This window comes from Nocardioides luti, from assembly GCF_014212315.1.
Taxonomy (GTDB): domain Bacteria; phylum Actinomycetota; class Actinomycetes; order Propionibacteriales; family Nocardioidaceae; genus Nocardioides; species Nocardioides luti.
Genome location: NZ_JACKXE010000001.1, coordinates 855,387 through 873,689 on the forward strand (window position 1 = coordinate 855,387; position 18,303 = coordinate 873,689).

The 18,303-nt window shown below is 72.9% G+C and carries 18 protein-coding genes; 6 read left to right on the top strand and 12 right to left on the bottom strand.

What is annotated here, in order from left to right; genetic code table 11:
* The gene (locus tag H5V45_RS04050) at positions 1 to 2,028 is read left to right on the top strand and encodes a PTS fructose transporter subunit IIABC (protein WP_185251757.1); all 2,028 of its coding nucleotides are present in this window, start codon (positions 1 to 3) and stop codon (positions 2,026 to 2,028) included.
* Positions 2,029 to 2,062: 34 nt separating this feature from the next.
* Positions 2,063 to 2,320, top strand: a complete 258-nt coding sequence (locus tag H5V45_RS04055; protein WP_185251758.1) for an HPr family phosphocarrier protein — start codon at positions 2,063 to 2,065, stop codon at positions 2,318 to 2,320.
* A 206-nt stretch (positions 2,321 to 2,526) separates the two neighbouring features.
* Here the strand turns inward: H5V45_RS04055 and H5V45_RS04060 are convergent, their stop codons facing one another.
* The 8 genes from H5V45_RS04060 to rimP all read right to left on the bottom strand — a co-directional run bounded on the left by H5V45_RS04060 (position 2,527) and on the right by rimP (position 10,967).
* A complete protein-coding gene (locus H5V45_RS04060; protein WP_185251759.1) occupies positions 2,527 to 3,513 on the bottom strand; it encodes a hypothetical protein in 987 nt (328 codons plus the stop codon).
* Complete coding sequence (locus H5V45_RS04065; protein ID WP_185251760.1) at positions 3,510 to 4,454, bottom strand: bifunctional riboflavin kinase/FAD synthetase; 945 nt, start codon at positions 4,452 to 4,454, stop codon at positions 3,510 to 3,512. The genes H5V45_RS04060 and H5V45_RS04065 overlap by 4 nt, the downstream gene beginning before the upstream one ends.
* A gap of 56 nt (positions 4,455 to 4,510) precedes the next feature.
* The gene (gene truB / locus H5V45_RS04070) at positions 4,511 to 5,386 is read right to left on the bottom strand and encodes a tRNA pseudouridine(55) synthase TruB (RefSeq protein ID WP_185251761.1); all 876 of its coding nucleotides are present in this window, start codon (positions 5,384 to 5,386) and stop codon (positions 4,511 to 4,513) included.
* Positions 5,383 to 5,874, bottom strand: a complete 492-nt coding sequence (gene rbfA / locus H5V45_RS04075; protein ID WP_185251762.1) for a 30S ribosome-binding factor RbfA — start codon at positions 5,872 to 5,874, stop codon at positions 5,383 to 5,385. Before rbfA ends, truB begins: the two co-directional genes overlap by 4 nt.
* Positions 5,875 to 6,024: 150 nt before the next feature.
* Positions 6,025 to 8,889: a translation initiation factor IF-2 gene (infB, locus tag H5V45_RS22235; RefSeq protein WP_185251763.1), complete on the bottom strand. Its 2,865-nt coding sequence runs from the start codon at positions 8,887 to 8,889 to the stop codon at positions 6,025 to 6,027.
* Positions 8,890 to 8,982: 93 nt separating this feature from the next.
* The gene (locus H5V45_RS04085; RefSeq protein ID WP_185251764.1) at positions 8,983 to 9,348 is read right to left on the bottom strand and encodes a DUF448 domain-containing protein; all 366 of its coding nucleotides are present in this window, start codon (positions 9,346 to 9,348) and stop codon (positions 8,983 to 8,985) included.
* A gap of 81 nt (positions 9,349 to 9,429) precedes the next feature.
* Positions 9,430 to 10,407 (bottom strand): transcription termination factor NusA, encoded by a 978-nt coding sequence (gene nusA / locus H5V45_RS04090; RefSeq protein WP_185251765.1) that lies wholly within the window; start codon positions 10,405 to 10,407, stop codon positions 9,430 to 9,432.
* A complete protein-coding gene (gene rimP, locus H5V45_RS04095) occupies positions 10,407 to 10,967 on the bottom strand; it encodes a ribosome maturation factor RimP (RefSeq protein ID WP_343061413.1) in 561 nt (186 codons plus the stop codon). The genes nusA and rimP overlap by 1 nt, the downstream gene beginning before the upstream one ends.
* Before the next feature lie 100 nt (positions 10,968 to 11,067).
* Here rimP and H5V45_RS04100 point away from each other — a divergent pair, with 100 nt between their 5' ends.
* Both H5V45_RS04100 and H5V45_RS04105 read left to right on the top strand, forming a co-directional pair.
* On the top strand, positions 11,068 to 11,580 hold the full coding sequence (locus tag H5V45_RS04100; protein ID WP_185251767.1) for a hypothetical protein: 513 nt from the start codon (positions 11,068 to 11,070) through the stop codon (positions 11,578 to 11,580).
* The gene (locus H5V45_RS04105; protein WP_185251768.1) at positions 11,577 to 11,993 is read left to right on the top strand and encodes a DUF4439 domain-containing protein; all 417 of its coding nucleotides are present in this window, start codon (positions 11,577 to 11,579) and stop codon (positions 11,991 to 11,993) included. The genes H5V45_RS04100 and H5V45_RS04105 overlap by 4 nt, the downstream gene beginning before the upstream one ends.
* Before the next feature lie 250 nt (positions 11,994 to 12,243).
* Here the strand turns inward: H5V45_RS04105 and H5V45_RS04110 are convergent, their stop codons facing one another.
* On the bottom strand, positions 12,244 to 12,957 hold the full coding sequence (locus tag H5V45_RS04110; RefSeq protein ID WP_185251769.1) for an HAD family hydrolase: 714 nt from the start codon (positions 12,955 to 12,957) through the stop codon (positions 12,244 to 12,246).
* Between the two features lie 98 nt (positions 12,958 to 13,055).
* On the opposite strand from H5V45_RS04110, the gene H5V45_RS04115 reads away from it, so the two are divergent.
* Positions 13,056 to 13,739: a DUF8091 domain-containing protein gene (locus H5V45_RS04115; protein WP_185251770.1), complete on the top strand. Its 684-nt coding sequence runs from the start codon at positions 13,056 to 13,058 to the stop codon at positions 13,737 to 13,739.
* A 390-nt stretch (positions 13,740 to 14,129) separates the two neighbouring features.
* Here the strand turns inward: H5V45_RS04115 and H5V45_RS04120 are convergent, their stop codons facing one another.
* Entirely contained in the window at positions 14,130 to 15,911 is a 1,782-nt protein-coding gene (locus H5V45_RS04120) for a proline--tRNA ligase (RefSeq protein WP_185251771.1), read from the bottom strand.
* Positions 15,912 to 16,038: 127 nt separating this feature from the next.
* Between H5V45_RS04120 and H5V45_RS04125 the strand changes: the two genes are divergently transcribed.
* Complete coding sequence (locus H5V45_RS04125; RefSeq protein ID WP_185251772.1) at positions 16,039 to 17,067, top strand: hypothetical protein; 1,029 nt, start codon at positions 16,039 to 16,041, stop codon at positions 17,065 to 17,067.
* Here the strand turns inward: H5V45_RS04125 and H5V45_RS04130 are convergent.
* A complete protein-coding gene (locus H5V45_RS04130) occupies positions 17,033 to 17,398 on the bottom strand; it encodes a DoxX family protein (protein ID WP_185251773.1) in 366 nt (121 codons plus the stop codon). The two genes, H5V45_RS04125 and H5V45_RS04130, sit on opposite strands and share 35 nt — an antisense overlap.
* Positions 17,399 to 17,456: 58 nt before the next feature.
* The gene (locus tag H5V45_RS04135; RefSeq protein ID WP_185251774.1) at positions 17,457 to 18,302 is read right to left on the bottom strand and encodes a GNAT family N-acetyltransferase; all 846 of its coding nucleotides are present in this window, start codon (positions 18,300 to 18,302) and stop codon (positions 17,457 to 17,459) included.
* Position 18,303 lies beyond the last annotated feature (1 nt).

Consider the following 18,303-nt stretch of genomic DNA (forward strand, 5'->3'; position numbering starts at 1 on the left):
ATGTCCGACCTGATCACCAGAGACCTGGTGCGCCTCGATGCGTCGCTCGGCTCCGACAAGGAAGCCGTCATCCGTGCGCTCGCCGACGTCGTCGGCGCCGCCGGCCGCGCGTCCAGCGTGGGCCAGCTGATCAACGACGCCCTGGCCCGCGAGGGCACGTCGTCGACGGGCCTGCCCGGCGGGATCGCGATCCCCCACTGCCGCACCGCCGGCGTGGACGAGCCGACCCTCGCCTTCGCGCGGCTCAACCCGCCGGTGGACTTCGGCGCCAAGGACGGCCCGGCCGACATCGTCTTCCTCATCGCCGCCCCGGCCGGTGGCGACAGCACGCACCTGCAGCTGCTCACCAAGCTGGCCCGCGCCCTGGTGAAGCCCGCCTTCACCGACGCCCTGCGCGACGCCGAGTCGAACGACGACGTCGTCGACCTGGTCAGCCGCGAGATCGGCGGCGCCCCCGCGCCGCGTGCCGCGGCCCCCGCCGCAGCCGCCCCGGCCGTAGCCGCCGCGCCGGCGCCGGCCACCGCCGGCCGCAGCCTGGTCGCGGTGACCGCGTGCCCGACCGGCATCGCGCACACCTACATGGCAGCCGAGGCCCTCGAGGCCGCGGCCGCCCGCGCCGGCGTCACCATCGCCGTCGAGACCCAGGGCTCGGCCGGCTCCACGCCGCTCTCCCCCGAGACGATCTCGCAGGCCGCCGCCGTGATCTTCGCGGTCGACGTGGGCGTCCGCGACCGCGGCCGCTTCGCCGGCAAGCCCGTCGTCTCCTCGGGCGTCAAGCGCCCGATCGACGAGGGCGACCAGATGATCGCCGAGGCGCTGCGGTACGCCGACGACCCGAACGCCCCGCGCGTCGAGGGCTCGGTCACCGCCGGCGAGGGCGCCTCCGGCGCCAACGAGAGCTGGGGCGGCCGGATCCGCCGGGTCCTGATGACCGGGGTCTCCTACATGATCCCGTTCGTCGCGGCCGGCGGTCTGCTGATCGCGCTCGGCTTCCTCTTCGGCGGCTACGAGATCGTCAACCACGGCGACATCGCCACGAAGAACACCCTGTTCAACCTGCCCGACGCCAACGCGCTGGGCCTCGAGCACGCGCTGTTCGGCAGCAACCTGATGGCCTACATCGGGGCGCTCCTGTTCGTCCTCGGCGCGGCGGCCTTCGGGTTCCTCGTGCCGGCCCTGGCCGGCTACATCGCCTACGCCATCGCCGACCGGCCCGGCATCGCGCCCGGCTTCGTCATGGGCGCCATCGCCGGCACCCTCGGCACCGGCTTCATCGGCGGCATCATCGGTGGTGTCCTCGCCGGTGTGGTCGCCCACTGGATCGCGATGCGCAAGGTGCCCACCTGGGCCCGCGGCCTGATGCCCGTCCTGGTCATCCCGCTCGGTGCCACCCTCGTCAGCGGCCTCGTCATGGTCGTGCTGCTCGGCAAGCCCCTCGCCAAGCTCACCGGCGCCCTCACCGACGGCCTCAACAGCCTCAGCGGCGGCTCCGCCATCCTGCTCGGCGTGATCCTCGGCCTGATGATGGCCTTCGACATGGGCGGACCGCTCAACAAGACGGCGTACGCCTTCGCCACCACGGGCCTCGGCGCCGCCGCCACCGCGACGGACGCCCCCGAGCTCAAGGTGATGGCCGCCGTCATGCTCGCCGGCATGGTCCCGCCGCTGGCGCTCGCGCTGGCCACGGTCGTCCGGCCCGGCCTGTTCACGATCCCCGAGCGGGAGAACGGCAAGGCCGCCTGGCTGATGGGCGCCTCCTTCATCACCGAGGGTGCCATCCCGTTCGCCGCGGCGGACCCGCTGCGCGTGATCCCCTCGATCATGCTCGGCAGCGCGGTCACCGGTGGCCTCGCGGAGGCCCTCGGCGTCACGCTGCGGGCGCCGCACGGCGGCATCTTCGTGATCTTCGCCGTCGGCAACATCCTCGGCTTCCTGATCGCCCTGGTCGCCGGGGTGCTCGTCGCCGCGGCCGCCGTCGTCGCGCTCAAGTCGACGGCGAAGGCACCCGCCGACGTCGCCACCGTCTGACCCCCACCGACCGACCTCACACCCAAGGAGCACCATGCCCACCAAGTCCGTCGTCGTCGGCTCCGCCGTCGGCCTGCACGCCCGCCCCGCCGCGATCATCTCCGAGGCCGCGTCCGAGCTCGACTCGGAGGTCACCATCGGGCTCCCCGGTGACGAGGCCGTCGACGCCAGCTCGGCGCTGCTGATCATGACCCTGGGCGCCGGCAACGGCGACACCGTCGAGGTCTCCGGCGACAACCAGGCCGACGTGGACGCCATCGCCGCCCTGGTCGAGCAGGACCTGGACGCCTGACCCACCGAGTCGGCGCACCTGCCGGCTCCACGACCGCCGAGTCGGCGCATCTGCAGACGCAGGTGCGCCGACTCGTCGCATGTCGTGTGCAGACGCGCCGACTCGACCCCTCGACTGTCTGCAGATGCGCCGACTCGACCCCTCGACTGTCTGCAGATGCGCCGACTCGACCCCTCGACCGGGTGCAGACGCGCCGGCTCGCCGGGTCAGGCGTCGCGCAGGGAGAGGTACACCGCGCGCATGCCGACGGCCCGCTCCATCTCCTGCATGACGCTGCCGAAGAACTGCTCGCGGTAGGTCTCGTCGGTGACCGTGGAGACCGTGAGGTAGAGCCCGGAGAAGGCGGAGAGGAACGTCGCCACCTGCAGCAGCTCGACGGTGAAGCCGGAGAGCCCCGGGACGCTGGTGGTGTCGTGGCCGAGCCAGGAGTCCATCACGGGGTCGGTCATGATCAGGGCGCCGAAGACCATCAGGAACAGGAACACCGAGAACGTCACGAGCAGCACCTGCACCGCCTGCACGATCATCAGCACGATGACGAGGTTCCACCGCTCGAAGCCGGTGACCTCCGCGTGCGCGGCCGGGTCGGTGTCCGGGTCGGCGACGAAGGCCTCGGCGGTCGCCTCGAGCGGCGTGCCCCGGCAGGCCTTGAGCAGCAGCGCGTCATCGACGTCGTCGTCGGTCCGGTCGACCTCCTCGGGCAGCCGGACGACGAGGAACGCGAAGGCCAGCACGACGAAGAGCAGCACCGTGAGCCAGAGCGCGCCGACGCTGAGGTTGGAGCCGACCTGCCAGACCTCGGTGTTGATGAAGAGGAACGTGATGAAGAGCAGCAGCAGCGGCAGCGCGCGGGTCGTCATCGGCAGCAGCGTCCGCAGGCTGCCGAAGGTCCGCCCGAGCGCCCACAGGACGATCGGGCCGGCGTGCAACTGGACGAGGGAGTACCACACGGCGGCCAGCAGCAGCAGCGAGGCGAGCGTGGCCGGGCCGAGCGTGAGCTGGTCGGCGGCCCACGCCACCAGTCCCCCGGCCCCGCTGCCCACGAGCAGCACGACCACGAGCAGCGGGGCGATACGGCGCACCCGCATCGCCTGGCGCACGTGCGCGCGCCGCTCGGGGACGAAGTAGGTCAGCCCGTGCTGGAGGAACCACTCCTCGGTGGCCTCAAGCCGGTCGGTGGGGACCGGCCTCACGCGGTGCCGCCCACCAGCAGCGCGCGGGCGCGGTCGACGTCGTCCTCCATCTGCACGACCAGCTGCTCGACGGAGTCGAAGGCGACCATGCCCCGCAGGTGCTCCACGAACGACACGACCACCTCGACGCCGTACAGCTCGAGGTCGGTGCGGTCGAGCACGTAGCTCTCGACGCGGCGTGCGCGCTCGCCGTCGAAGGTCGGGTTGGTGCCGACGCTGATGGCGGCCGGGAACTCCTCGCCGGTGTCGAGGCGCCGCAGCCAGCCGGCGTACACCCCGTCGACGGGGGCCGCCGTCGCGTCGCTGGTGGGCACGTTCGCGGTCGGGTAGCCCAGCTCGCGGCCGCGCTGGTCGCCCTGGACGACCACGCCGCGGACGGAGTACGGGCGGCCCAGGGCCTCGGCCGCCCCGGCGACGTCGCCGGTGGCCAGGCAGGTGCGGACGTACGTCGACGACCAGACCTGCGGGCCGCCGTCGAGCGGGATCCCCTCGACCACGAAGCCGTGCCGCTCCCCCTCGCGCCCGAGGGTGGCGACGTCGCCCGCGGCTCGGCTGCCGAAGCGGAAGTTGGCCCCGACGACGACGGCACCCGCGTGCAGGCAGCCGACCAGCACCCGCTCGATGAACTCCTCCGGCGACCACGACGCCACGTCGCGGTCGAAGGGCAGCGCCAGCACGGCGTCGGCGCCCGCGGCACCGAGCAGCTCGGCGCGCACCTCGAGGGTGGTCAGCGTGACCGGGGCGTGCTCGGGCCGCAGCACCGCCATCGGGTGCGGCGCGAAGGTGACGGCGACGAGCGAGAGGCCCCGCTCGTCGGCCAGCTCACGGGCCCGCGCCAGCACGTGCCGGTGACCGAGGTGGACCCCGTCGAAGTTGCCGATGACGACCGCGGTGGGTCCCAGGTCGGCCGGGACCTCGTCGATCGAACGCCAGATGTGCACGGAGGGAAGACTACTGGCGGGCTTCGCGGGCTCTCGCGCCCCCGCCGGGCGGTCCGTCAGACGAACACGGCGACGGCCCGGGCCACGTCGCCGCGCGGCTCGTAGAGCGCCAGGAACTCGCCGTCGGGGGCGAACACCGCGGTCACGCCGTCGAGCCCGATCTCCAGCGCCCGCCCGACCCGGACGTCGTCGGCCAGGGACGCGTCGAGGTCGCGTGCCGGGAAGGCGGCCCGGGCGGCGTCGGCGATCGGCATCAGCGCGAACGACTCGGCGAGCTCGTCGAGCGACCGGGCCCCGGCGAGCGCGTAGGGCCCGACGGCGGTACGCCGCAGCGCGGTCAGGTGCCCCCCGACCCCGAGCCGCGCCCCGACGTCGCGGGCGATGGCGCGGACGTAGGTGCCGCTCGAGCACCGCAGCGTGATGTCGACGTCGAGGTGGTCGCCCACCGGGCGGACGTCGTCGACCGTGAGCTCGTGGACCGTGACGGGGCGGGCCTTCAGGACGACGTCCTCGCCGTCCCGGACCCGCTGGTAGGCCCGCTTGCCGTCGACCTTGATCGCGGAGACGGCGGTGGGGACCTGCTCGATCGCGCCGACCTGCTCGGCGAAGGCCGCCCGGACGGCGGCCTCGTCGAGCCCGGCGGCGGGGACCACCGCGGTGGTCTCGCCCTCGGCGTCGTCGGTGGTGGTCGCCTCACCGAGGCGCACGGTGGCGGCGTACCCCTTCTCCGTGAGCATCAGGTGGCCCAGCAGCCGGGTGGCGCGGTTGACGCCGAGCACCAGCACGCCGGTCGCCATCGGGTCGAGGGTGCCGGCGTGGCCGACCTTGCGAGTGCCGGCGAGCCGGCGGACCCGGGCGACCACGTCGTGCGACGTCATGCCCGCGGCCTTGTCGACCACGACGAGCCCCGACGCGGGGGCCGTCGACGTCACTGCGCGTCGTCCTCCACGTCGTCCTCGTCGTCGTCGACGAGGTCGTCGTCGTCCTCGTCGAGGAGGTCGTCCTCGCGGGGCTTGCGGTAGGGGTCGTCCTCGCCGGCGTACGTCGCGCCCGCGCGCGCGGCGGCGACGGCCTCGTCGGACTGGCGGGCCTTGGCCAGCACGTCGTCGAGGTGGCGGGCGTTCTCGGGCAGCGCGTCCGCGATGAAGGTGAGGCTCGGCGAGTGCCGGATGCCGAGCTGCTTGGCGACCTCGGAGCGGAGCAGGCCCTTCGCGGACTCGAGCGCGGCGGCGGTGCCGACGCGGTCGGCCTCCTCGCCGAGGACCGTGTAGAAGATCGTGGCCTGCTGGGTGTCCCCCGTGACGCGCACGTCGGTGACCGTCACGAAGCCGAGGCGCGGGTCCTTGATCCGGCGCTCGAGCATCTCGGCGACGATGACCTGGATCCGGTCGGCGATCTTGCGTACCCGTGGGCTTGCCATGGTCGTGCTCCTGTGTCGTGGGACAGCCGGTCTCCCGAGTCTAGGAGCGGGCTCCGGGACTGGGTGCGGGAGGGCTGGAGGTGGTGAGGGGCCGTACGTGACGCGGCCGCCCCGGGGACAGGTCCCCGGGGCGGCCGTCGACGTGATCGATCAGCTGCGCGCGATCTCGCGCATCTCGAAGGACTCCACGACATCGCCGATCTCGATGTTCTGGTAGTTCTTCAGCACCAGACCGCACTCGAAGCCCTCGCGGACCTCCGACGCGTCGTCCTTCTCCCGCTTGAGCGAGGCCAGGTCGAGGTTGTCGGCCACGACGTTGCCGTCGCGGAGCAGGCGGGCCTTGGCGTTGCGCCGCAGCAGGCCACTGGTGACCATGCAACCGGCGATGTTGCCGATCTTCGAGGAGCGGAAGATGTTGCGGATCTCGGCCTGGCCGAGCACCGACTCCTCGTAGACGGGCTTGAGCATGCCCTTGAGCGCCGCCTCGATCTCCTCGATCGCCTGGTAGATGACCGAGTAGTAGCGGATCTCGACACCCTCCTTGTCGGCCATCTCGGTCGCCTTGCCCTGGGGGCGGACGTTGAACCCGATGATGATCGCGTCGGAGGCCGCGGCCAGGTCGACGTTGGTCTCGGTGATCGCACCGACACCGCGGTCGATGACGCGCAGGGTGACCTCGTCGCCGACGTCGATCTGCGAGAGGGCGTCCTCGAGCGCCTCGACCGAACCGGACACGTCGCCCTTGAGGATGAGGTTGAGCTCCTGGCTCTCGCCCTTCTCCATGGAGGCCATGAAGTCCTCGAGGGTGCGACGCACGCGGCGCTTGGCCTGCATGGCCGCCCGCTCGCGCGACTCGCGCTTCTCGGCGATCTGACGCGCCATCCGGTCGTCCTCGACCACGATGAACGTCTGACCGGCGCCGGGCACCGCGGTGAGACCGAGCACCATCGCGGGACGCGACGGGTCGGCTTCCTCGATGTTGTCGCCGTGCTCGTCGAGCATGGCGCGCACCCGGCCGTAGCCGGCGCCCGCGACGATCGAGTCGCCGACGCGCAGCGTGCCGCGCTGGACCAGGACCGTGGCCACCGGACCGCGACCGCGGTCGAGGTGGGCCTCGACGACCAGACCCTGGGCGTTCTGGGTCGGGTTCGCCCGGAGGTCGAGCGAGGCGTCGGCGGTGAGGACGACGGCCTCGAGCAGCTTGTCGAGGTTGAGCTCGGACTTCGCGGAGACGTCGACGAACATGCTGTCGCCGCCGTACTCCTCGGGGACCAGGCCGTACTCGGTGAGCTGGCCGCGCACCTTCGTCGGGTCGGAGTCGGGCTTGTCGATCTTGTTGACCGCGACCACGATCGGCACACCGGCGGCCTTGGCGTGGTTCAACGCCTCGACCGTCTGCGGCATCACGCCGTCGTCGGCCGCGACCACGAGGATCACGACGTCGGTGGCCTGCGCACCACGAGCACGCATGGCGGTGAACGCCTCGTGACCCGGGGTGTCGATGAAGGTGATGCGACGCTCCTCGCCCTCGACCTCGGCCGCGACCTGGTAGGCACCGATGTGCTGCGTGATGCCACCGGCCTCCTTGTCGACGACGTTGGCGTTGCGGAGCGCGTCGAGCAGCTTGGTCTTTCCGTGGTCGACGTGACCCATGACGGTGACGACCGGCGGGCGGATGACGAGGTCGCTGTCGTCACCCTCGTCCTCACCGAACTCGAGGTCGAACGACTCGAGCAGCTCGCGGTCCTCGTCCTCGGGCGAGACGACCTGCACGACGTAGTTGAGCTCCTCGCCGAGCAGCTCGAACGTCTCGTCGTTGACCGACTCGGTCGCCGTGACCATCTCGCCGAGCGAGAAGAGCATCTGGACCAGGGCCGACACGTCGACGCCGATGCGCTCGGCGAAGTCGGTCAGCGAGGCGCCGCGGGGCAGCTTGACGGTCTCGCCGTCACCCTTGCGGACGCGCACGCCACCGATCGTCGGGGCCTGCATGGCCTCGAACTCCTGACGACGGGCGCGCTTCGACTTGCGACCTCGACGCGAGGGGCCACCGGGACGACCGAAGGCACCCTGGGTCTGGCCACGCTGGCCGGGACGCTGACCACCGGGACGACCGCCACCGCTGGGGCCGAAGCCGCCGGGACGACCGGCTGCACCGGGAGGACCGCCGGGGCCACCGCGACCGGGTGCGCCACCGGGGCCACCGCGACCGGGTGCGCCACCCGGGCCACCACGGCCCGGAGCGCCGCCGCGGGCACCGGGACCACCGGGGCCGCGGCCGCCGGGGCCCGAGCCGAAGGCGGCCGGGGACTTGGGCATCATCGCGGGGTTCGGACGCGGCATGCCGGGACGCCCGGGGGCGCCGCCGTCACGGCCGGCCGGCGGACGCGGCGGGCGCTGGTCGGCGCCGCCGGTCGCAGGAGCGACGGGGGGACGCTCGCCACCGGGAGCAGGAGCCGGACGACGGCCCATGCCCTGGCTGGGGGCGAACGGGTTGTTGCCGGGGCGCGGGGTGCCGGTCGGCTTGCCCACGGGACGCGGCGACGGAGCCTTCGGCGTGGCCGAGGCCGCGGGGGCCTCCGGCTCGGCCGGGGGCTCGGGGGTCTCGGCGGCCGGAGCCGCGGGGGCCTCCGGGGCCGGGGCCTTCTTCGGGCCGGGCTTGGGCGCCGTCCGGGCCGCGGGGGCCGGGGCAGAAGGCGCCTCGGCCGCGGGGGCCTCGACGGGGGCCGGGGCCGCGGCGGCGGGCGCCTCGGTCTCGACGGGGGCGGGCTCGGCCTTCTTGGCGGGGGCCTTGGGGCCGGGCTTCGCGGGGGCCGGGGCGGCGGGAGCGGCTGCGGCCGGCGCGGCCGTCTTCAGCGCGTCGCCGAACTCCTTGCGGAAGCGCATCTCCGCCGGCAGCTCGATGGTCGAGCTCGCCGACTTGACGAACTCACCCATCTCCTTGAACTTCTCGAGAACGAACTTGCTCTCGACGCCGAACTCTTTCGCGAGTTCGTGAACTCGGGTCTTAGCCACGTTTCTCCTTCTGGCCTCAAGACCCGGTCCGGGCGTTTCTCTTGAGAGCCGTTAGTGGTTGTGCAAACTCATCGGGAAGTACTCATCGAGTGCTCATGAGCTGCTGCTCCAGTCTCTGTCGGTCGTTCTCGGGTCAGGTGCGTGCGAGTGGAGGTGGTCCTCGAGCGGGGTGAGGCTGAGTCCGCTCCCGGATCCGGACGTGCGGAGGGCCCGGGAGAAGGCCCGACGGCGGACCGCCAGCTCGAAACAGTCGGTGGTCGGGTGCAGGTGCGCACCGCGGCCTCCGGCGGTGCCGTCGGGATCGGGCACGACGGCCGCGAGGCCCTCGGTGTCCGAGCCGGCGACGATCCGCAACAACTCGCATTTCGCGGCCCGCTTCCGGCATCCGACGCAGGTCCGGACGGGCCCCGTGGGGGCGGCGGAGTCCGGGCAGGCGGAGGAGACGTGTTGGCGAGCCACTGCCGTCAACCCTACCGTGCGGTGCCATCGGATATCGAACCGAGCCGTTCGGCCCGCACGGTCGGGAAGCCCGACGGGCGCTCAGTCGGGAGCGGGCGCCTCGTCGGAGCGGATGTCGATGCGCCAGCCGGTCAGCCGCGCGGCCAGGCGGGCGTTCTGGCCCTCCTTGCCGATCGCGAGCGACAGCTGGAAGTCCGGGACGACCACGCGGGCCGAGCGGGCCTCCAGGTCGACGATCTCGACCGCCGACACCCGGGCCGGCGACAGGGCGTGGGCGACCAGCTCGGCCGGGTCCTCGGACCAGTCCACGATGTCGATCTTCTCGCCGTGCAGCTCGGACATGATGTTGCGGACCCGCTGGCCCATCGGCCCGATGCAGGCGCCCTTGGCGTTCACGCCCGAGGCCTTGGTCCACACCGCGATCTTGGTGCGGTGGCCGGCCTCGCGGGCGATCCCGGCGATCTCGACGGTGCCGTCGGCGATCTCCGGCACCTCGAGGGCGAAGAGCCTCTTGACGAGGTTCGGGTGCGAGCGCGAGAGCGTGATCTGCGGGCCGCGCATGCCCTTGCGGACCGAGACGACCAGGCACTTGATCCGGGCGCCGTGCTCGTAGCGCTCCCCGGGCACCCGCTCGCCGACGGGCAGCAGGGCCTCGAGCTTGCCGAGGTCCACCATCACGTCGTCGGGGTTGCGACCCTGCTGGATCACGCCCGAGATGATGTCGCCCTCCTTGCCGGCGAACTCGCCGAACCGGATGTCGTCCTCGGCGTCGCGCAGGCGCTGCAGCATGATCTGCTTCGCGGTCGTCGCCGCGATCCGGCCGAACCCGTCGGGGGTGTGGTCGTACTCCCCCACCTTGTTGCCCTCGTCGTCGAGCTCGGTCGCCATGACGGTGACGTGGCCGCTCTTGCGGTCCAGCTCGACGCGCGCGGTCTCCTCCGCGCCGGGCGTCTTGTGGTACGCGGTCAGGAGCGCCTGCTCGATGGCCTCCACGAGCACGTCGAAGGAGATCTCCTTCTCGCGCTCGAGCATGCGCAGGATGCTGAGATCGATGTCCATCAGCTCTCCTCCTCGTTCTCGTGGTCGTCGACCTCGGGGTCGTGGTCGGTGTCGTCGACGTCGGTGACGTCGTCGTGGGCGGGCTTGCGGCCCTTGCGGCTGAACTCGATCTGGACCATGGCCTTCGCGACGTCGGCGTACGCCACCTCGCGGGCCGTGTCGTCGACGTCGAGCGTGACGGTGTCCTCGTCGGAGGAGGTGATGCGTCCGGTGACCTCGCTGCCGTCGGTCAGGGTCACCTTGACCAGGCGGTCGGCGTTGCGGCGCCAGTGGCGCGGCAGGGTCAGCGGGCGGTCGACGCCCCGGCTGGTGACCTCGAGCGTGTAGGGCTGCTCGCCCAGGACGTCGGACTCGTCGAGCACCTCGGAGACCGCGCGGGTGGCGTCCGCGACGTCGTCCAGCGTGACGCCGCCGTCCTTGTCGACGGCGATGCGCACGATGCGACGCTTGCCGGCGGGCGTGATCTCCACGGCCTCGATGTCGAGGCCGAGGGCACGCAGGGGGTCACCGAGCTCCGACTCGACGCGGTCCCTGACGGCATCCTGCTTCGCAGTGCTCACGGGTGGGCGACCTCCTTGTGCTGTTGTGGAGGGTCCACGATAGCGGCTGCCGCCGGGCATCCTCACCTCCCGGGGACCCCCCGGCGATAGGGTCGGCGCCGTGTCCGTCCGCCTGCGTCCCGTCGCCCGTCGTACGGCGCTGGCCGGGGCCGTCCTGGGCCTCGGCGTCGTGACCGGCTGCGACCTGGACCCGCGGGACGGCGGCGGGGCGGGCGGTCCCGCCGACCCCGTCGAGGACCCGGACACGGCCCTGCTCGTCGAGGCGGTCACCGAGATCGGGACGACCCTCGGCCTCCTCGTCGCGGCGGCCGCAGACCTGCCCCGGCTCGCGTCGACGACCGCTCCCTTGCGCCGGCTGCACCGCAGTCACCTCGACGAGCTCGGCGCCGACGCCACGGACGTGGTCGCGCACGACGGCCGGTTGGGCCGCGCCGCGCAGGCGCTCGGGACCGTGCGCACCCGCGAGCGGCAGCTGCAGGGCCGGCTCGCCGACCTGTCCGTCGCCGCCGAGAGCGGCACGCTCGCCCGCCTGCTCGCGAGCATGTCGGCCGCGGTCGCCCAGGCGCTGGCCGAGCTGCCCGCCGCGCCCCCGCCGACGGCGGTGCCCCGGTGACGGCCGAGGCGGTGCTGCAGACCGCGCTCGCGGCCGAGCACGCCGCGGTGTACGTCTACGGCGCCCTCGGCGGCCAGACCTCGCAGGCGGGCTCCCCCACGTTCTACGCCGCGATCGCGGCGGCCTACACCGAGCACCGCGCGCGCCGAGACCTCGTCACCCGCGAGCTGCGGGACCTCGGCGCCACCCCCGTCGCCGCGGAGCCGGCCTACGCGCTGCCGACCGGGATCGACACGCCCGCCGGCGTCACCCGCGCGGCGCTCGCGCTCGAGCGCGGCTGCGCGACGACGTACGCCGCCACGGTGGCCGGCACCGTCGGCCCGCGTCGCCGCTGGGCGATCGGGGCGCTCACCGACGCCGCGGTCCGGGAGCTGGCCTTCGGCGGACGGCCGCAGGACCTGCCGGGCTCGTGAGCGGCCGCGCCCACCGGCCCGAAATGCCAGCGATCCGCGAGCTCGACCTCCGGGGAACTCCCGAGATGCTCCCCGGAAGGGACGAGTACGCGGACCGCTGAGGCCTGGCTAGCAAGGCCACAGGAGGCGTCTCGTCCGATGTGGGGGACCGACGAGGACTGCCTCCTGCACAACCATGCAACATCCCGCAGCCGATCGCATCCAGGACGGATCCTCACAAGTCTGCAATGCACAAACATGCAATCGAGCGTCAGGCCCAGCCCCGCACGACGTCGTGGACCTCGCCGATCCGGTGCACCACGGCGTCCGGCTCGCCCTCGGTGTGGCCGACCTGCCCGGGCGGGATCGTGCTGAGGGGGACGTGCACGGCCCGGAGGCCGGCGTTGTGGGCGCCCCAGATGTCGTCGAAGAGCCGGTCGCCGACGTACACGCACCGCGCGGGGTCCGTGGCGCCGACCGCGTCGAGCGCGGCTCCGAAGGCCCGCGGCGACGGCTTGGTCCACGGGATCTCGCTGGTGTAGACGTCGCCGTCGATCAGGTGGCGGACCCCGTCGCGCTCGAAGATCTTCTCGTGGAAGGCCCGCGGCCAGATCGTGTTGGAGAGCACGCCCACCTTGATGCCGTCGGCGTGCAGGGCCTCGAAGAGCGGGCCGACCTCGGGGTCGGTCAGCGTGTGCGGCTGCCAGAAGTCGTAGTAGGCGCCGAGCAGGTCCGGGTCGTGCTCGAGCCCGGCCTCGGCGAACAGGTCGTCGACCGTCGAGCTCTGCTGGTGGTCCCGCGACCGCCCCCAGATCGTGTCGCCGGCCCGGTGCAGGCGGGCGGTGATCTCGGCGGGGTCGTGGTCGGCGTTCACGACGGCCTGCGCGAGCGCCAGCGACTCGGCGTGGAAGTCGACGTCGTGCCACCGCGTGAGCGTGCCGCCCCAGTCGAAGATGACGGCGTCGATGTGGGGGTGTCCGGACATGCGCCGGAGCCTAGGACACGGCGGGGACGCCGCGTCGCGTGCGCCACCCGGCCCCGGTCCTCGACTAGCGTCTGCGACGACGAGACCGGGAGGTGCGGATGACGGGGATCGGCACCCTCGCCGAGGGCCCGCTGCACGCGGCCGTGAAGCAGTGGCTGTCCGCGCCGGGCGACCGCTTCGAGGTGCCGGTCGGGCGCTGGGTCGTGGACCTCGTGCGCGCCGACGGCGAGCTGGTCGAGATCCAGACCGGCGGCTTCGGCCCGCTCGGCCCCAAGCTCGACGGCCTCCTCGACACGCACCGGATGCGGATCGTGCACCCGGTCCCGGCCGAGCGCCGCATCGTGCGCGTCGACCGCGACAGCGTGGTGCTCTCGGAGCGCCGCTCCCCCAAGCGCGCCGGCGTGCTCGAGGTCTTCGAGAAGCTGGTCGCCTTCCCGTCGCTGGTCGGGCACCCGCACCTCGTGCTCGAGGTCCTGCTCTGCGCGGAGGACCACGTCCGCTCCCCCGCCCCGACGCGCAGCCGGTCCGGCCGGCGCACCCGCGACCCCGGCGTACGCCACCTCACCGACGTCCTCGCACGCCACGAGGTACGCCGGCCCGCGGACGTGCTCGGCCTGCTCGGCGCCCCGCTCCCGGACGGAGCGTTCACGACCGCCGAGCTCGGGGCGCGGCTCGGCGTCCCGGTGCTGCTCGCGCAGCGGGTGGCCTACTGCCTGCGGCTGATGGAGCTGCTCGAGCCCGCCGGCAAGCGGGGGCACGCGCCGCTGCACCGCGCCGTGTAGGGGTCTGGCCGGTGGTTGAGGAGGTTGCGCAGCAACCGTCTCGAGACCCACCCCACCCCGGTGGTTGAGGAGGTTGCGCAGCAACCGTCTCGAAACCACCCGACCGGCCTGCTGGGGTGGTTTCGAGACAGGCGCCAGGGCGCCTTCCTCAACCACCAGACGATCACGAGACGACGAGCCCCAGGACGCATCCGGCACCTGACGCACGGCGTGTCGGGTGCTTCGTGCGTCGCACGACGTACCCACCCCGGTGGTTGAGGAGGTTGCGCAGCAACCGTCTCGAAACCACCCGACCAGTCCGCAGAGGTGGTTTCGAGACAGGCGCCAGGGCGCCTTCCTCAACCACCGCACGAGACAGGCGCCAGGGCTCCCTCCTCGACCACCGAACGATCAGGAGCGGACGAGCCCCACCACGTGGTCGACGACCTGGTCGGCGGGCACGTCGGAGCGCTCGCCGCTGGCGCGGTCCTTGACCTCGACGACGCCGTCGACGAGTCCCTTGCCGACCACGACGATGGTGGGCACGCCGATCAGCTCGGCGTCCTTGAACTTCACGCCGGGGCTGATCTTGCCGCGGCGGTCGTCGTAGAGGACGTCGAGGCCCTGGGTGGACAGCTCGGAGGCGATCCGCTCGGCGGCGGTGAAGAGCGCGTCGTCCTTGCCGGCGGCGACCACGTGCACGTCGACGGGCGAGACGGCCCGCGGCCAGGACAGGCCCACCTCGTCGAGGGTGTCCTCGGCGATCGCGGCGACGGCCCGCGAGGGACCGATGCCGTAGGAGCCCATCGTGACCGTCACGAGCTTGCCGTTCTCGTCGAGCACCTTCAGGTCGAGCGCGTCCGCGAACTTGCGGCCGAGCTGGAAGATGTGGCCCATCTCGATGCCACGGGCGGACTCGAGCACCCCGTCGTCACCGCGGGCGGCGCACTGCGGGCAGGCGTCGCCGTCGCGGACCTCGGCGGCCTCGATGGTGCCGTCGGGGACGAAGTCGCGGCCCGCGACCAGGTCGATCACGTGGCTGCCGTCGACGTTCGCGCCGGTGACCCAGCGGGTGCCCTCCACGACGCGGGGGTCGACGAGATAGCGGATCTCGGACGCGCTCTTCTCACCCAGCGCGCCGGGCCCGATGTAGCCCTTGACCAGCGCGGGGTGCTCGGCGAAGTCCTTCTCCCCGAACGGCTGGAACTCCGCGGGGTGCACGGCCGCCTCGAGGCGCTTCTGGTCGACCTCGCGGTCGCCGGGCACGCCGATGGCGAGGGGCTCGCGTGTGCCGTCGGGGTGGGCCAGCATCATCAGGACGTTCTTGAGCGTGTCCGCGGCCGCCCAGGGCCGGTCCGCGCGGGGGAACTCCGCGTTGAGGTGGTCGACAAGGGTCTGGATCGTGGGGGTGCCGGGCGTCTGCTCGGCGTGGGCGGCCGGCGCGTCGTCGTACGCCACCACCGCGGGCGCGGGCACCTGGACGGCCTCGACGTTGGCCGCGAAGTCGCAGGTCGTGCAGCGGACGTAGGTGTCCTCGCCGATCTCGGAGCGCGCCAGGAACTCCTCCGACTTCGAGCCACCCATGGCGCCCGAGTGCGCGGACACGATGACGTAGGAGAAGCCGAGCCGGTCGAAGATCCGGATGTAGGCGTCGCGGTGCTTGAGATAGCTCGCGTCCAGCCCGGCGTCGTCGACGTCGAAGGAGTAGGAGTCCTTCATGACGAACTCGCGCCCGCGCAGGAGACCGGCGCGGGGGCGCGACTCGTCGCGGTACTTCGTCTGGATCTGGTAGATCGAGAGCGGCAGGTCCTTGTACGACGAGTAGAGGTCCTTCACCACGAGGGTGAACATCTCCTCGTGCGTGGGGCCGAGCAGGTAGTCGTCGCCCTTGCGGTCCTTGAGCCGGAAGATGCCGTCGCCGTACTCCGTCCAGCGGTTGGTCGCCTCGTAGGGCTTGCGGGGCAGCAGCGCGGGGAACAGCAGCTCTTGGGCGCCGATGGAGTCCATCTCGTCCCGGATGATCTGCTCGATCTTGCGGAGCACCCGCAGGCCGAGGGGCAGCCAGGTGTAGATGCCCGGGGCGGCCCGGCGGATGTAGCCCGCGCGCACGAGGAAGCGGTGGCTCTGCACCTCGGCGTCCGCGGGGTCGTCACGCAGGGTCCGCACGAACAGGCTCGACATCCTCAGGATCATGGGACGCAGGCTATCTGTGGCACCGTGGGCCCCGCGAACCAGTTGTCCCCGGACAGCAACCATCCGCCGTTCGCCGGCGTCATCCGTGTGACACCGGGAACGGCCCGGTCACCACTCGGGAGAGACCTTGAAGCGCACCACGAACATCCACCGGTTGACCCGCGGCCTCGTCGGGCTCGCCGTCGCCGCCACCCTCGTGGGCCTCGCCGCCCCGGCGGGCGCGGCCGTGCCCGAGACCCGGGTCCGCCCCGCCCAGCTCGACCGGGGCGCCGACCAGGTCGGTGCCCACCTCGAGGGCAAGACCGTCGTCGACGGTGACGTCCGGGTGCCCGTCAGGGCCGGCATCGTCACCCTGCTGGGCACGTCCGGCGACGAGTACGTCGTCGCCACCAGCAACGCGAACGGCAGCGGCCGCTTCCACACGTTCCGCCTCTCGGCCGACGGGGACCGGACCCCGCTGCTCGACGGGGTGCCGATCTTCGACCAGGTGCTGTCCCGCGACGGCAGCCAGGTGGCCCGCTCGGTCGACCGGACCGGCGAGTCGACCGTGGTGCGCGTCTGGAGCGCCGTCGACGGCGAGCGCGTCGTGAGCCGCCGCTTCCCCGGCTCCGCCACGGTGCTGGACTTCGACCAGCAGCGGATGGTGCTGGGCTCGTGGGGGCCGAACCGCACGGTCTCGTGGGACGTCGCGGCCGGCACGACCCGTCGGGTCGTGAACAAGGTCGGGTACGCCGCCGACCTGCGCGCCGACCGGCTCGCCGTGCTGACCGGCGACCCCTACAACGGCGGCTGCAGCCTGACCTCGCGGCTGTCCACGCCGGCGAGGACGCTCTGGAAGTCCTGCACCGAGGTCGTGCGGGCCTTCGCCCCGAGCGGCGGTCGCACCGCCACCGTCCACATCCTCTCGGACGGCCTCGGCCCGCGCGAGGTGCGCCTGCACGCGACCGGTGGCAGGCTGCTGGCGCGCTACACGGCCGGCTACTACTTCGGCCGGATCGCCTTCGAGACGCCCCGCGACCTGCTGCTGGAGACCTACAGCCGGAACCAGGGCTCGACGGTCCGCTGCGCGCTGACCGACTGCGAGCGGGCGGAGCGGCTGACGCCGACCCCGGACTACCGCGTCACCCCTCGCGAGCAGCGCGCACTGCGGCCCTGATCATCGGCGCCTGCAGCGGGAGCCGGGCGAAGGCCGCGACCTTCAGCCCGGTCTTCCGCGAGCGGGTGGAGTCCTGCGCCATCTTCACGTTGCCGGGGAACACCCCGACCAGCAGCGCGGCGCTCGCCCACCCGGCCAGGCTGCGCGTGCGCGGGTGCAGGAGGCCCGCGGCGCAGGCCAGCTCGGCGACGCCGCTGCCGAGGATGACCTCGCGGTGGGCGGGCACCCAGCTCGGCATCAGCGGCTCGTAGACCTCCGGCCTCGCGAGGTGGACGGTGCCGCTCACGGCGAAGATGGCGGCCAGGCCTGCGGTGCTGCGCGAGATGCTCACGGGGTCACGGTAGTGGCCGGCGTACGCCGTGCCGAGGGGTCGTCCGGGAACGGTCCCCTCAGAACATCACGGTCGCGAAGCGGGCGGTCTCGCGGAAGCCTACCTTCGCGTAGGTGCCGCGGGCCGGCTCGTTCCACTCGTTGACGTAGAGCGACACGACCGGGGCCACCTCGGCCCGGACCAGCTCGACCACGGCGGCCATGCCGGCGGCGGCCAGCCCCTCGCCGCGGCGGTCCCGGGGCACCCAGACGCCCTGGATCTGCGCGGCGTGCGGCGTGGCGCAGGCGACCTCGGCCTTGAACACCAGGCGGCCGTCGTCGAAGCGGGCGAACGACCAGCCGCGGTTCATCAGCTGGGTGACGCGGGCGCGGTAGAGGTCCGCCCCGCCGCCGGCCTCCGGGGAGAGCCCGACCTCCTCGGTGTACATCGCCACGCAGGCCGGGTAGAGCTCGGCCATGTCGTTCCGCGTGGTCCGGCGGACCAACGGGTCCGGTGTGACGGCCGGGGCCGTGTCGATCTCGAGGTGGGGCTGGTTCCACCGGGTCTCGCGCGGCTTGCCCCAGCCGGCGGCGACGCCGTTCCAGAACACCTCGACGGCCTCCTGGGTCCCCACGATGGTGGAGACGGTGCGGCCGCGGGTCAGGGCACGCTCCGCGAAGGCCGCCGCGTCCTCGGCGGTCGCCTGCACGGGCACCAGGTTGGCGCCGACGTGGCAGGCCGAGCGGAGCTCGCCGCCCTCGAAGCGCCCCCACATCTCGCCCCCGAGCCACCGCGGCTCCAGGTGGGTGGTGCGCGCCCGGTAGTCGGCGAACACGTTGACGACCGGGTCCTGGCCCGCGAGCGCCAGGAACGCCTCGAGGTCCCCTGTCGCGAGGGGCCGGACGCCGTGGCGGGTCGTGAGCACG

What these genes read in the sequence shown, in the direction of transcription:
- H5V45_RS04050 (WP_185251757.1), top strand. Translation starts at nt 1, where the DNA reads ATGTCCGACCTGATCACCAGAGACCTGGTGCGCCTCGATGCGTCGCTC.
- H5V45_RS04055 (WP_185251758.1), top strand. Translation starts at nt 2,063, where the DNA reads ATGCCCACCAAGTCCGTCGTCGTCGGCTCCGCCGTCGGCCTGCACGCC.
- rbfA (WP_185251762.1), bottom strand. Translation starts at nt 5,874, where the DNA reads ATGGCAAGCCCACGGGTACGCAAGATCGCCGACCGGATCCAGGTCATC.
- nusA (WP_185251765.1), bottom strand. Translation starts at nt 10,407, where the DNA reads ATGGACATCGATCTCAGCATCCTGCGCATGCTCGAGCGCGAGAAGGAG.
- H5V45_RS04110 (WP_185251769.1), bottom strand. Translation starts at nt 12,957, where the DNA reads ATGTCCGGACACCCCCACATCGACGCCGTCATCTTCGACTGGGGCGGC.
- H5V45_RS04115 (WP_185251770.1), top strand. Translation starts at nt 13,056, where the DNA reads ATGACGGGGATCGGCACCCTCGCCGAGGGCCCGCTGCACGCGGCCGTG.
- H5V45_RS04120 (WP_185251771.1), bottom strand. Translation starts at nt 15,911, where the DNA reads ATGATCCTGAGGATGTCGAGCCTGTTCGTGCGGACCCTGCGTGACGAC.